This window comes from Arthrobacter sp. B0490, from assembly GCF_002929355.1.
Taxonomy (GTDB): Bacteria; Actinomycetota; Actinomycetes; order Actinomycetales; family Micrococcaceae; genus Arthrobacter_D.
The window spans coordinates 54,640-67,772 of the sequence record NZ_PJIR01000002.1; the positions used below are offsets into that span (position 1 = coordinate 54,640).

Below are 13,133 nucleotides of genomic sequence, written 5' to 3' on the forward strand. Positions count from 1 at the left end.
GCGTCCCCGCTGCCGGTGTATTTCGCGACGGAGCGACCGCGTGGCACGCGGCACGACGACGGCGGCCCTTCCGGATGGAAGAGCCGCCGTCGGTCCGTGCTGGTCGTGCGGGTGCTGCTAGACGCCGTAGTAGAGCTCGAACTCGTAGGGGTTCGGGCGCAGCGAGAGCGGCTTGATCTCCATCTCGCGCTTGTACTCGATCCACGTGTCGATCAGGTCCTGCGTGAACACGTCGCCGGCCTGCAGGAACTCGTTGTCCGCCTCCAAAGCCAGCAGTGCCTCCTCGAGGGAGCCGGGAGCCTTCTGGATGTCCTTGGCCTCCTCGGCCGGGAGCTCGTAGAGGTCCTTGTCGATGGGCTCTGCGGGCTCGATACGGTTCTTGATGCCGTCGAGGCCGGCCATGAGCTGCGCGGCGAACGCCAGGTACGGGTTCGACGAGGGGTCCGGTGCGCGGAACTCGATGCGCTTGGCCTTCGGGTTCGACCCCGTGATCGGGATGCGGATCCCGGCGGAGCGGTTGCCCTGCGAGTACACCATGTTGACCGGCGCCTCGAAGCCCTTGACCAGGCGCCGGTAGGAGTTCACGGTCGGGTTCGTGAAGGCGAGGACCGCCGAGGCGTGCTTCAGCAGGCCACCGATGTACCACCGGGCCATGTCCGACAGCCCCGCATAGCCGCGCTCGTCGTAGAACAGCGGCTGTCCGTCACTCCACAGCGACTGGTGGCAGTGCATGCCCGAGCCGTTGTCCCCGAAGACCGGCTTCGGCATGAACGTGGCCGACTTGCCCCACGCGTTGGAGACGTTCTTCACGATGTACTTGAACTTCTGCAGGTCGTCCGCAGCGTGCGTCATCGTCGTGAACTTGTAGTTGATCTCGGCCTGGCCGGCGCCGCCGACCTCGTGGTGGGAGCGCTCGACCTCGAGGCCCGCCTTGTCCAGCTCCACGCAGATGGCGTCGCGCAGGTCTGCCTGCTTGTCCACGGGGGAGACGGGGAAGTAACCGCCCTTGAAGGGGGTCTTGTTGCCCAGGTTTCCGCCGACCTCCTCGCGCCCGCTGTTCCAGGGTGCCTCGATCGAGTCCACCTTGTAGAAGCTGCCCTGCGGGGAGGACTCGTACTGCACGTTGTCGAAGATGAAGAACTCGGCCTCGGGGGCGAAGAACGCCGTGTCGGCGATACCGGTCGAGGACAGGTAGGCCTCGGCCCTCTCCGCGACGCTGCGCGGGTCACGGTGGTAGGGGTCACCGGTCCGCGGGTTGACGATGGAGAAGTTCAGCGCGAGGGTCTTCTCGGTGCGGAACGGGTCGATGAACGCCGTCGTCACGTCCGGGATGAGCTGCATGTCCGACTCCGCGATGCCCTGGAAGCCGCGGATGGAGGAACCGTCGAAGAGCTGGCCGTGCACGAAGAAGTCGGCGTCGACCGACTTCGCCGGTACGTTGAAGTGCTGCTGCACCCCTGGAAGATCGGTGAACCGGACATCGACAAATTTGATGTCTTCGTCGGCGATGAATGTGAGGACCTCGTCCGCATTCTTAAACATCGATTCATGCTCCTAACGCATGGCTGGTGAAAAGACTCGGCGCCAGCACGTGTCCGTGCACCGCTCGGTGATCACGAGCTGTGGCAGGTGGTACGCTGCCGCCGACTCGTCCCAACTGTAGGAGCGGGCAGTTTCCCGCTGGTGTCGCCATTGTTTCCGGGACGTTACTTGGGACTGCTCCGTCCACCCTAGCGCCTCCCTGCGGAGTCGGGGCGGCAGGCCTGCCGGTCCCTGCCGGTACGCTGGGCTGGTGGACAGAAATGACGTGGGCTCGTGGATGGAGGGCCCGCCGCCGTCGGGCGATCAGGACTGGCCAGGACAAAGGCTCGGGCGGCCTGAAGCGGGACCGGGATCGCTAGCACGCTTCGCACCCAGGGCGGGAGCGCTCCTCATCGACTGGATCATCTGCTCCCTCATCTCCGCCGCCTTCTTCGGCTACGACGGCTTCGCGACCCTGTACATCTTCCTCGTGGAGCAGGTCCTGTTCGTCGGCTTCTTCGGCTACAGCATCGGCCACCGGGTGCTGAGGATGCAGGTGCAGACGCTCGACGGTAGGCCCGCGGGGTTCCTCACGGCCCTGATCCGCAGCGTGCTGCTGTGCCTTGTCGTCCCGGCCCTCGTCATCGACGCCGACCAGCGCGGGCTCCACGACCGGGCGCGCGCCACGGGCCTCTTCCGTATCTAGGCTCTTCCGCCACCAGGATCTTCCACCACCAGTCGGACGACGCCGCAGACAGAGAACGAGCCCCTCCCGATGCGGGAAGGGGCTCGTTCCGCGTCTGCGTGGAGACGGTCGGGGGCGGGTCAGCGGCCGCGCATGGCCTTCCGGTCCGGTCGGGCCTTGAAGGGGTCCACGCCCTTCGGGATCGGGAGTTTCGTGCCCAGGGCGGTCAGGCGCTTGTCGACCGCATGGACCTCCTGCTTGGTGAGGGTCTTCTTCAGCTTCTGCACGTTCTTCGGCAGCTTGGCCAGCGGTACCTGGCGGTCGTCGCGGCCCGTCTCGATGACGTGCACCGGGACGTTGGGGATGATGCGCGCCATCTTCCGCTTCTCGCCGTCGATCAGCTGCTTCACGCGTGAGGAAGGGCCCTCGGTCACGAGGACCACGCCCGGTCGGCCGATGACCCGGAACACGGCGTCCTGGGTCCGCGGGTTCACGGCCACCGGCTGCTCCTGCAGGATCCACCCTCGGCGCAGCACGCTCAGGGCGGCACCGGCTGCGCCCGGCTTCCCCTCGATCTGGGAGAACGCGGCACGCTCCGCCCTGCGGGAGAGGATGAAGATGGCCGCGAGGAACGCGAGCGGGATCGCGATGATCATCAGGGTGATCACGTTGTCGATCAGGAGGCCGATCAGCAGGCCGACGGCGATGATGCCGACGAAGGCCAGCAGCATGAACCAGACCGCACTCGGATCGTTGCGCCGGGTCATCTGGAAGACCTCGGCGACCTGCTTCATCCGCCCGGGCTTCTTCGGCCCCTTCTGGGCTTTCGGCTTGCGCGAGAAAAGCCGACGTCTGGGCGGGGGACCTGAAGGATCGATCGTGTGCGACATAGTGATCCGATTCTACGGGATGCCGGGCGGGCGGCGACGGCGTACGCCGCCGCCTACCCGGCCGGTCCGGTCAGCCGGCGAGGAGGGAGGACGCTTCCTGGGCGGCGGAGCCCGACTCGTCGAGGTGGGCGAGCTCCGGGGGCAGGTCGAGGCCCTTCTTCCGCATGGCCCGGGCCCAGAGGCGGCCGGCGCGGTAGGAGGAGCGTACGAGTGGCCCGCTCATGACGCCCAGGAAGCCGATCTCCTCGGCCTCCTCGCTGAGCTCGACGAACTCGCCGGGCTTGACCCAGCGGTCCACGGGGAGGTGTCGCTCGCTGGGCCGGAGGTACTGCGTGATCGTGATGAGGTCGCACCCGGCGTCGTGCAGGTCGCGCAGCGCCTCCGAGATCTCCGCGCGCGTCTCGCCCATGCCGAGGATGAGATTGGACTTCGTGACCATCCCGCGGTCGCGGCCCTGCGTGATGACGTCGAGCGAGCGCTCGTAACGGAACGCCGGGCGGATGCGCTTGAAGATGCGCGGCACCGTCTCGACGTTGTGCGCGAAGACCTCCGGTGCGGCGTCGCAGATCGCCGCGATGTGCTCCGGGCGGCCCGAGAAGTCGGGGATGAGGATCTCCACGCCCGTGCCGGGGTTCATGCTGTGGATCTGGCGGATGGTCTCGGCGTACAGCCAGGCACCCTCGTCGGGGAGATCGTCCCGGGCGACGCCGGTGACGGTGGCGTAGCGCAGGTTCATGGACCGGACGGACTGCGCCACCTTGAAGGGCTCGCTCCTGTCCAGTGGCTGCGGCTTCCCGGTGTCGATCTGGCAGAAGTCGCAGCGCCTCGTGCACTCCGAACCGCCGATGAGGAAGGTGGCCTCGCGGTCCTCCCAGCACTCGAAGATGTTCGGGCAGCCCGCTTCTTCGCAGACGGTGTGCAGCCCCTCCTTCTTCACCAGGTTCTTCATCGCGACGAATTCGGGCCCGATGTTGACCTTCGCCTTCATCCAGTCCGGTTTGCGCTCGACCGGCGTCTCGGCATTGCGCGCCTCGACGCGCAGCAGGCGGCGGCCCTCGGGTGCAAGGCTCACAGTAAAGCTCCTTCTGACTGGGTGTCCTGGGCCGGGCCGGATGGGCCGGCGGCAGCAGTGCCCGGTGGGAGCGCGTCGACCTCGACCCCGCCCACCAGCACCGCCTCATTGTCGCGCAGTCCGGCTTCGATCAGCGAAACGATCTGCCCGGGCGTCACCGTCCTTCCGCATTCGGCGGAGATCGACGTCACCCCGGCATCGCGGATCCCGCACGGGACGATCTGCTGGAAGGGTGCGAGATCGTTGCTGCAGTTGATGGCGAAACCGTGCATCGTGACGCGGTGCTTCACGCGGATCCCGATCGCCGCGATCTTCCGCGCCGGCCGCCTGTCCGCCGCCGCGAGCCAGACACCGGACCGGCCGTCGATCCGGATGCCGTCGATGCCGAAGTGTCGCAGCGCGACGATGATGATCTCTTCGAGCGTGTGGACGTACTCCGCCACCCGTGCCGGGTCGCGCAGCGCGAGGATCGGGTACCCCACCAGTTGCCCCGGACCGTGCCAGGTGAGTTTCCCGCCGCGGTCGACGGGGACGACGGGCGTCCCGTCGAAGGGCCTCTCGTGGTCCTCGGTGCGCCTGCCCGCCGTGTAGACGGCGGTGTGTTCGAGGAGGAGGACGGTGCTCGGGGCGGTGCCGCCGACCACCTGCTCGTGCAGGGCCTTCTGCAGCTCCCAGCCCCGCGTGTACTCGACGTAGTCCGGGGCGAGGCCGACGCGTGACAGCACAAGAGTCATGGGGCAAGCCTAGTCCCGTGCGCCGACACTCCCTGCCGGGACGGGGTCTGCGCATCCTGCCGCGTCGCCGTCGGAGGTCCGGCCCGTGGTGGTCGCCTCCGTGGTGCTCCGGTCCGGCAGGTCGAAGGTCGCACCGAGTCTCACCAGCCGCCAACCGGCGCCCGCCCTCCGCACCTCGAAATGCAGGACGGGGGAGACGGGATCGGACTGTGCCTGGAACCTCCAGAAGTCGGCCCGGAAACCGAGGGGAACCGGGTGGTCGTCGGGGTGGGCGGGCGCGACGGGCAGGGCCCGCCAGGTGGACCAGTGCAGGCTCTCTCCGACGACCCGCCAGAGCGAGCCGCGCCAGTGCAGGGCGAGGGGTCTCGGACCGCACGGGCCGGTCGCGAAGGTGACGGTGACGGCCTCGTCGAACGGTCGCCACCGGCCGACCGGATCGGATGGATTGGGGTCCATGGCACACCTGTTCCGCCGAAAGCTGGGGCCTTAAAAATAGAACACGTGTTCTAGTGACGCAAGTGGAATCCCGACCGGGCGGGGTTCTCCTGTGGATAACGCGATGACGGGGGGCGCCGTGGCCTACAACTGGTGCATGAGCGACCTGACGCGATCACGGCACGCCGGGGGGACCCGGGCCGGGCCCCCGCACGGGGAGGAGCTCCTCGCGCCTGGGAACGAGCCGGTGACCGCGGATCCCGCGGATCCCGGTGAGGACGCCGACCGGCCCTCCGTCGCGGGCCTCCGCGTCGGCCGGCTGCTCGGGCGGGGCGGCTCCTCCACCGTGTGGCTCGTCACGGACGACGCCGGACGATCCTTCGCGCTCAAGGTGGCTCGTCAGCACCCGTCGGGTGAGGCGATCCCGCCGCCGCCGACGGCGGTCGAGGGGCGGCACGGGAGGCGGGCCGCCCGCGGCATCCCGACACCCCCGGTGGGGCGGCCCGGACCCGGTCCGAGCGGGGACGCGGCAGGACCGCGCCACCCTGCGCGGCAGCCCGGGGGTCCGGAGGACGGCCTGCAGGGCGCGGTGCAGGAGCTCCGGCTGCTGCAGGGGTCGGCGCATGAACACCTGGTCCGGGTACACCGCCTGGTCGAGACCGACCGGGGCCCGGGCCTGCTGATGGACCTGGCGAAGGGGGGATCCCTGCTGGGCCTGGTCACCAGCCGTGGTCCGCTCCCTGTCCCGGAGGTCGTGACGGCACTGGCCCCTGTCGCGCAGGTGCTCGACCACCTGCACGGGGCAGGTGCACTGCACGGCGACGTGGCACCCGCCAACATCCTCTTCACGCACGAGGGCAAACCCCTGCTCGGTGATCTCGGCACCGGGCGGCTCCTCGGATCGGAGCCCGGCGCGGCCGTGGGCACACCGGGGTTCCTCGATCCCGGGTGGCGGGGGGACTTCGACGCGGGAGCAGACATGTTCGCGCTGGCTGCCGTCGCATGGTTCGCGCTGACCGGCCGGGTCCCCGGGCCCACCGAGCAGAGACCGCCGCTCTCGCTGATCGTGCCCGAGGTCCCCCCGCAGCTGGTGCAGCTCATCGAGGACGGGCTCGGCGCCGACAGGGACCGCCGACCCACCGCCGACCGGTTCGCGCGCACCCTGCTGGCCAGCGCGGTTCCTGCTCCGATCAGCCTGGCCTCCGCGGTCCACGCCAGCGTCCTGCCCGAATTGCTGACGCGGCGCGCGGATGCCCCTGCCGTCCGGCCCTCACGGTGGGAGCAGGTGATCCGGCGCGCAGGGGCCCGGTGGTCCCGGTCGGGCAGCGCGACGTCCTCCGCGCCGCGCGACACGTCCGCCGCATCGACCACCCGACCGTCTCGAGCATCCCGACCGTCGCCGTCCGGTCGAGCAGGGTCAGCCGGTCGTGTGCGGGCTCGCGGGCATCGACGACGAAGCGCGCACCGGATGCGGGGCCTGCCGGCGATCGTCGCAGGACTGGCCGCCGCGGTACTTCTCGTCGCGGGGATACTGCTCACGCTCGGCAGCCCGGGAGCGCCGACCGCGGCGACCGGTGGGCCAGCGCCCACCGGGCAGGAGGAAGCCGGGGGGCCGGAGGAACTCCCTCCCGCCGCGCAGGGCGGGCCGGCACGGGGCCGGGACGACTGGGGACCGTCACGGGAGCCGGACGCGCCGGAGGGGCAGGGCGCGTCCGCCGCGTCGGACGCCTCGCCGGACGCCTCGCTCGACGCGCCGCGGGATGCGTCGGACGAGGCGTCGCCGGACGACTCGGCCGTGGACGACCCGTTGACGGCGCTGGCGGGCCTCGCCGGTCGTCGTGCGACCGCGTTCGCGACGGCGGACCCCGCCATCCTCGAGGGTGTCGACGTCGAGGGGTCGCCCGCCATGGCAGCGGACCGGGAGGCCGTGGGGGCGCTCGCCGGCTCGGGCAGGGTCTTCCGGGACCTCTCGATCGGTATCCGGGACCCGGTGGTGCTGACCGGGTCCGACCTCGCGGCGCTGCCCGCGGTGGCTTCCCTCCCCGCGGTCGCCACGCCCACCGCGGCCGAGGTGTCCGTCGTCCGGGCGACGGCGGTCCTGTCGTCCTACACCTCGTCCTCCGCGTCGTCATCCAGGGCCGGGCCGCAGCCCGAAGCCGCGCCGGGGCCGCTCATGGCTGCCGGCCGCCAGGAGCTCATCTTCGTCCTCTGGAGGACCGATCCGGGCTGGCGGATCCACTCCGTCGTGTCGCCGCCGGGGTGAGAATCGGCGCCCGACCGGCAGGCCGGCGGCGGCCTAGCGGGTGACGGTGTCGTGCACCCAGTCGGCGAGCGCCTCCGGCGTGGGTTCGTCGAAGGAGAACCCTGCGCCCGTCAGGGCGCGCGGCTCCATCCGGGCGCTCACGAGGAGGAGTTCCCGGCCGAGCTGCCCGAGGACGGCCGTCAGGAGGGGGCCGGGGACGCGGAACCAGACCGGCCTGTGGAACACCCTGCCGAGCTGCAGCGTGATCGTGTCCAGGGTGGCCGGCGCCGGCGCGCTCAGGTTGACGGGACCCGACAGGGACGCTGTGAGGAGGAACCCGACGGCACGGACCTGGTCGTTGAGGCTGATCCACGGCCACCACTGGCGGCCGGAGCCGAGGGAGGTCCCGGCGAAGAAGCGGATCGGGATCAGCAGGTTGGGCAGGGCGCCGCCTTCCTTCGCCATCACGATGCCCGTCCTGGGCAGGACGACGCGGACGGCGTCGGGCGCGCGGAGGGCCTCCGCCTCCCACCGTCGGCAGATGTCCGCCATGAGGGTGTCGCCCGAGCGAGACCCCTCGGTGAGGACGTCGTCGCCGCGGTCCCCGTAGTAGCCCGACGCCGACTGGCTGATGAAGACCTCGGGCGGGTTCGTCGCCCTGCGCATCGCCTCGACGAGCGTCCGGGTCGGCAGGATGCGCGAGGCATAGAGCGTCTCCCTGTAGCTCCTCGTCCAGAGCCCGCCCGCGATGCCCGCTCCCGAGAGGTTGATGACGGCGTCCGCCCACTCGACGGCGTCGACGTCGAGGTCGCCGGCCGCGGGGTTCCAGCGGACCTCCTGCTGACCCTTGGGTGCCCTGCGGACGAGGCGCCGGACCTCATGGTCCGGTTCGAGGTGGCGGGTGAGGGCTGTTCCGATGGTCCCGGACGCGCCGGCGAGGAGGATGCGCATGGCACCATCGAACCACTTGCGACCCGCGAAAGGTATCGGACACCCTGGCACCCGTCCGCTCGCCTGATCGGTGCGTGGCCGGTGCCCGTGCCGGTGCCTGTGCCTGTGCCCGTGCCGGACGACGTCGTGAGGGACGTCGTGGACGGCCTGACAGCGGTCCCACGGGGCCGGCGTCGGACGACCGGGAGCCGCACGATCGGCCGTGGCTAAGATCGACCAATGGGCTCCTCTTACCTCCGCTTCCCGCACCTGCACGGCACCAGGATCACCTTCGTCGCCGAGAACGACGTCTGGGTCGCTCCGCTCGGCGGGGGCCGTGCGTGGCGCATCTCCGCGCTGCAGCTCGCCGCCAGGAACCCCCGCTTCTCGCCGGATGGTTCGACCGTCGCCTGGACCGTCGTCCAGGGCGGCGCCCCCGAGGTCGTGGCCGCGGACGTCGAGGGCGGGAACTTCCGGCGGCTCACCTACTGGGGCCACCAGAGCACGCGTGTGAAGGGCTTCACCGCAGCGGGGGAGGTGCTGGCGACGAGCGCCTTCCGGCACGAGGATTCCCGGCTGGGCTGGGCCTACCGGGTACCGCTCGACGGATCCTCCCAGTCGGTCATCCCGTACGGTCCCGTCGACGCCGTCGCGGAAGGGCCCGCCCTCGAGGGCGGGCGGCCGCTGGTCATCGGCAGCGTGCTGACGCGCGAGCCGGCCTGGTGGAAGCGCTACAGGGGCGGCACCGCCGGCAGGTTCTGGCTGGACGCCGACGGGACCGGTGCCTTCGAGCGGTTCCTGGCGGAGCTCGACGGCAACCTGAGCGACCCCATGTGGGTCTCCGGCCGCCTGGCCTTCCTGTCCGACCACGAGGGCCACGGCAATCTCTATTCCGTCGACCGCGGGGGCTCGGATCTGCGCCGTCACACGGACCACGACGAGTTCTACGTCCGTCATGCGACCACGGACGGGACCGGGATCGTCTTCGAGTCGGCGGGACACCTCTGGCACCTCCCGTCCCTCGACGGCGACGCCGTCCGGCTCGCGATCACCCTCGGCTCGGCATCGACCACGCGACGTCCGCATCGGCTGACCGCGGAACGGCACCTCGCCGCAGCCGTGCCGACGGCCGACGGCTCCGCGTCTATCGTCGAGGCGCACGGGACCCTGCACTGGCTTACGCACAGGGACGGTCCGTCGCGCGTGGTGGAGGCCGCCCCCGGTGTGCGGGCACGCCTCGGACGCCCGGTGGACGGCACCCGCGTGGCCTACATCGCGGACCTGGACGGCGAGGAGGCCCTGTACGTCCGGGACGTCTTCGCCCATGCCCCGAGCGGTCCGCAGGCAGGCAGGACCGGGGGGACCGGGCAGGACGACGCCGACAGCATCCTGGCGCGTGCGGACCGGGTCGACGCGCACGGCTCCTCCGGCGGCCCGCACACGGACGGGAACCGCGATAGCGAGGCCGGTCGACGGCCGGGTACGACGGGGGAGGAACCGGGCGAGGAATTGGGCGAGGAACCGGCGCCGCAGGAGAGCGGCGATCCGGAGGCGGACGGCGAGGCGGCGGTCCTCGAGGCACAGGCGTCGGGCGCCCTCGACGCCCTGCAGCGCATCGGGTTCGAGGGGCGCTTCCGCGCATCGGCGCTCGCCGTGAGCCCCGACGGCAGCCGCATCGCGGTGGCGTCGGAGACCGGGGTGCTGGAGATCCTCACGCCCGCCGGGGAACGCCGTCGCATCGCCTCCACCGAGCACGGGGTGATCGAGTCGGTCACGTTCTCGCACGACTCGGCATGGCTCGCCTGGGCCGAACCCGCGGCGCAGGAGGGGACACGCAGCCGCATCCGGCTCACTGGCGTGACGTCGATGGCAGGGGACGGGGCCGGTACCCCTCCTGCCGTCGACGTCACCGACGGGCGCTTCCGTGACTGGTCACCGACCTTCACCCGCGACGGCAAGTACCTCGCCTTCCTCTCCGACCGCAGCTTCGACCCCGTCTACGACACCCACCGCTTCGACCTGAGCTTCCCCGCGTCGACGAAGCCCTACCTCGTGGCGCTCGCGGTCGGGACGCCGTCGCCGTTCGGTCCGAGCGCGGCTCCCGCCGGAGCGACCGGAGCAGGGGACGACGTCACGGCCGGGACGGACGGCGCCCGGGAGGGGAGTCCCGCTCGCGTCGTCGTCGATGCGGCGCTCCTGATGGCGCGTACCATCCCGCTGCCCGTCGCCCAGGGCACCTACGACGACCTGCGCGCGGTGGACGGCGGCCTGCTGTGGACGGCCGGCGACATCGGGGGAGTCACGGGAGACGGGCGCGCCTCCTCGTCCGCTGTCGCACCCGCACGGCGGCTCGAACGGTTCGACGTCGCCCGCAGGAGCGTCGAGGTGCTGGCGACGGAGGTCGATGCCTACGAGGTCAGCCGTGACGGCGCGACGGCGGTGTTCACCTCGGGCGGGAAGGTCACAGCGGTCCCCACCGACGGCAAGGCCGAGGCGGATTCCCCGAAGCGCGTCGACGTGGCGCTCGAGCGCATCCGGGTCACCCTCGATCCCGTCAGCGTCTGGCGGCAGGCGTTCGAGGAGGCCTGGCGGCTGCAGCGCGACTTCTACTGGACCGAGGACATGGCGGGCGTCGACTGGGACGGGGTCAGGGAACGGTACCTGCCGATCGTCGACCGCCTCGGCACGCACGATGACCTCGTCGACCTGCTGTGGGAGCTCCACGGCGAGCTCGGCACGTCCCACGCTTACGTGGCGCCGGCGCTCGTGACCGAGCCCGGCGGTCATCAGGGCTTCCTCGGCGCGGAGCTGGCGCCTGCGGACGGTGGATGGCGCGTCACGCGGGTCTTCGACACCGAGTCCTCCGATCCCCAGGCGGTCTCGCCGCTCAGTGCGCCAGGTGTGGGCGTCCGTGCAGGAGACCTGATCGAGGCCATCGACGGCGTCCCGGTGCCGGCCGCCTTCGGGCCGTCCGTGCTCCTCACGGGGGCGGCGGGACTCGCCGTCGAGCTCACGGTCCGGTCCGGTGCCGACGGACCAGGTGGATCGGGTGGATCGGGCGGGACTCCGGGGGCCCGCCGTCGCGTCGCCGTGGTCCCGCTGCGCAGCGAGGAGCGCCTGCGCTACCAGAACTGGGTCGCGGCGAACAGGGCGGCGGTCCGGCGGGCGTCGGACGGCCGTTTCGGCTACCTCCACATCCCCGACATGGTGGCCCACGGGTGGGGCCAGCTGCACCGCGATCTGGACCGCGAGACCGCGCAGGACGCCCTGGTGGTCGACGTCCGCCGCAACCGGGGCGGACACACGTCGCAGCTCGTGGCCGAACTCATCGGCCGGCGCGTCACCGCGTGGTCCATGCCGCGCGGCGAGGTGCCCGGCACGTACCCGGCGCACGCGCCCCGCGGACCCGTGGTCGTCCTCACCGACGAATTCGCGGGGTCAGACGGCGACATCATCACGCAGGTGGCGAAGCTGCGGGGGATCGGCCCCGTCATCGGCACCAGGACGTGGGGTGGGGTCATCGGCATCGACGGACGGTTCACGCTCGCCGACGGCACGGGCGTCAATCAGCCGCGGTACGGCTTCCACGTGACGGGTGGGGTGGGGTGGGACATCGAGAACCACGGGGTGGACCCGGACATCGAGGTGCCGTTCCCGCCGCACGCGCACGGGGCCGGTCAGGATCCGCAGCTCGACCGCGGCGTGGACGTCCTGCGCGAGATGCTCACCGGGCTACCCGCGGACACGGCGCCCGCGAAGGACGGTTACCCCTCGCGCCGGCCGGCGCCGCTGCCCCCGCGCCCGCAGGCCCTCCGCGGCTGACCCGGGGCGGGGATCAGGCAGATCCCGCACCGGGTGCCGAACAGAGCGGGCCCCGGACACAGGAGGCCCCGGACGGTGTCCGGGGCCTCCTGTGTCGTCCGGCTCTCCCTCCGGGAGGAGCCGGTCAGCTCTGCAGTGTCGCGGTCAGCGAGATGTCCTTGACGGCGGCGAGGGCCTGCGACACGGGGCAGCCTTCCTTGGCGGCCTGTGCCACGCGCTGGAAGTCGTCCTCGGACAGGCCCGGGACCGTGGCGTCGAGCGTGAGCCGGATGGCCGTGATCCCGGTGCCGGGCTGGAAGTCGACCTCTGCCTTGGTCTCCACGCGATCCGGCGTCTTGCCCTCCTCACCGAGGGCAAGGCTGAAGGCCATCGAGAAGCACGCGGAGTGCGCGGCCGCGATGAGCTCTTCGGGGCTCGTCTTGCCGCCCGACTGCTCGGCCCGCGCCTTCCAGGTGACGTCGTAGGAGCCGAGACCGGACGAATCGAGCGTGACCTGGCCCGAGCCGGTGGGAAGGTCGCCACTCCAGACGGTGTGGGCTGTGCGAACGGTAGCCATGGTTCTCCTTGCTGTCGGACGGACACGACGATCGCCGCACCCGATTCCCCCATCCTAGGGAGCGCCGCAGCCGAGTTCCATCGGGCCCGGGTGGGGTTGCGGGGCCGCCCCATCGGGGGATGGGATCCGTCCGGGCAGGCAGGGCGGCAGCAAGGCAGGGCGGCAGCACGGCCAGAGGCCGGGGACGGCGGTCGGAGCGCCGTCGGAGGGTGCACAGACGGCAGGAGCCGCCTCCCTCGCGGGAAG

The 13,133-nt window shown here is 71.3% G+C and carries 10 protein-coding genes; 3 read left to right on the forward strand and 7 right to left on the reverse strand.

Features of this window, described 5'->3' with window-relative positions:
- Positions 1 to 117: 117 nt before the first annotated feature.
- The gene (gene glnA / locus CXQ97_RS03250) at positions 118 to 1,542 is read right to left on the reverse strand and encodes a type I glutamate--ammonia ligase (RefSeq protein WP_104179418.1); all 1,425 of its coding nucleotides are present in this window, start codon (positions 1,540 to 1,542) and stop codon (positions 118 to 120) included.
- Positions 1,543 to 1,789: 247 nt separating this feature from the next.
- On the opposite strand from glnA, the gene CXQ97_RS03255 reads away from it, so the two are divergent.
- Entirely contained in the window at positions 1,790 to 2,227 is a 438-nt protein-coding gene (locus CXQ97_RS03255) for an RDD family protein (RefSeq protein ID WP_104179419.1), read from the forward strand.
- A 119-nt stretch (positions 2,228 to 2,346) separates the two neighbouring features.
- On the opposite strand, the gene CXQ97_RS03260 is transcribed toward CXQ97_RS03255, so the two are convergent.
- The 4 genes from CXQ97_RS03260 to CXQ97_RS03275 all read right to left on the reverse strand — a co-directional run bounded on the left by CXQ97_RS03260 (position 2,347) and on the right by CXQ97_RS03275 (position 5,358).
- Positions 2,347 to 3,096: a DUF4191 domain-containing protein gene (locus tag CXQ97_RS03260; RefSeq protein ID WP_104179420.1), complete on the reverse strand. Its 750-nt coding sequence runs from the start codon at positions 3,094 to 3,096 to the stop codon at positions 2,347 to 2,349.
- Positions 3,097 to 3,166: 70 nt separating this feature from the next.
- Positions 3,167 to 4,168 carry a lipoyl synthase gene (gene lipA / locus CXQ97_RS03265; RefSeq protein ID WP_104179421.1) on the reverse strand — a complete coding sequence of 334 codons (1,002 nt, stop codon included), beginning with the start codon at positions 4,166 to 4,168 and terminating at the stop codon, positions 3,167 to 3,169.
- Positions 4,165 to 4,902 carry a lipoyl(octanoyl) transferase LipB gene (gene lipB, locus CXQ97_RS03270; protein WP_104179422.1) on the reverse strand — a complete coding sequence of 246 codons (738 nt, stop codon included), beginning with the start codon at positions 4,900 to 4,902 and terminating at the stop codon, positions 4,165 to 4,167. The genes lipA and lipB overlap by 4 nt, the downstream gene beginning before the upstream one ends.
- A 9-nt stretch (positions 4,903 to 4,911) precedes the next feature.
- Positions 4,912 to 5,358: a hypothetical protein gene (locus CXQ97_RS03275; protein ID WP_104179423.1), complete on the reverse strand. Its 447-nt coding sequence runs from the start codon at positions 5,356 to 5,358 to the stop codon at positions 4,912 to 4,914.
- Positions 5,359 to 5,494: 136 nt separating this feature from the next.
- On the opposite strand from CXQ97_RS03275, the gene CXQ97_RS03280 reads away from it, so the two are divergent.
- Positions 5,495 to 7,600, forward strand: a complete 2,106-nt coding sequence (locus CXQ97_RS03280; RefSeq protein WP_181034957.1) for a protein kinase — start codon at positions 5,495 to 5,497, stop codon at positions 7,598 to 7,600.
- Between the two features lie 33 nt (positions 7,601 to 7,633).
- Here CXQ97_RS03280 and CXQ97_RS03285 read toward each other — a convergent pair whose 3' ends face one another.
- On the reverse strand, positions 7,634 to 8,530 hold the full coding sequence (locus tag CXQ97_RS03285) for a TIGR01777 family oxidoreductase (protein ID WP_104179425.1): 897 nt from the start codon (positions 8,528 to 8,530) through the stop codon (positions 7,634 to 7,636).
- Positions 8,531 to 8,749: 219 nt separating this feature from the next.
- Here CXQ97_RS03285 and CXQ97_RS03290 point away from each other — a divergent pair, with 219 nt between their 5' ends.
- Entirely contained in the window at positions 8,750 to 12,331 is a 3,582-nt protein-coding gene (locus CXQ97_RS03290; RefSeq protein ID WP_104179426.1) for a S41 family peptidase, read from the forward strand.
- A gap of 124 nt (positions 12,332 to 12,455) precedes the next feature.
- On the opposite strand, the gene CXQ97_RS03295 is transcribed toward CXQ97_RS03290, so the two are convergent.
- Positions 12,456 to 12,887 (reverse strand): OsmC family protein, encoded by a 432-nt coding sequence (locus tag CXQ97_RS03295; RefSeq protein WP_104179427.1) that lies wholly within the window; start codon positions 12,885 to 12,887, stop codon positions 12,456 to 12,458.
- Between the last annotated feature and the right edge of the window lie 246 nt (positions 12,888 to 13,133).

Excerpts from the sequence above, each read along its gene's own strand:
- glnA (WP_104179418.1), bottom strand. The coding sequence starts at position 1,542 with ATGTTTAAGAATGCGGACGAGGTCCTCACATTCATCGCCGACGAAGAC.
- CXQ97_RS03260 (WP_104179420.1), bottom strand. The coding sequence starts at position 3,096 with ATGTCGCACACGATCGATCCTTCAGGTCCCCCGCCCAGACGTCGGCTT.
- lipB (WP_104179422.1), bottom strand. The coding sequence starts at position 4,902 with ATGACTCTTGTGCTGTCACGCGTCGGCCTCGCCCCGGACTACGTCGAG.
- CXQ97_RS03275 (WP_104179423.1), bottom strand. The coding sequence starts at position 5,358 with ATGGACCCCAATCCATCCGATCCGGTCGGCCGGTGGCGACCGTTCGAC.
- CXQ97_RS03280 (WP_181034957.1), top strand. The coding sequence starts at position 5,495 with ATGAGCGACCTGACGCGATCACGGCACGCCGGGGGGACCCGGGCCGGG.
- CXQ97_RS03285 (WP_104179425.1), bottom strand. The coding sequence starts at position 8,530 with ATGCGCATCCTCCTCGCCGGCGCGTCCGGGACCATCGGAACAGCCCTC.
- CXQ97_RS03290 (WP_104179426.1), top strand. The coding sequence starts at position 8,750 with ATGGGCTCCTCTTACCTCCGCTTCCCGCACCTGCACGGCACCAGGATC.
- CXQ97_RS03295 (WP_104179427.1), bottom strand. The coding sequence starts at position 12,887 with ATGGCTACCGTTCGCACAGCCCACACCGTCTGGAGTGGCGACCTTCCC.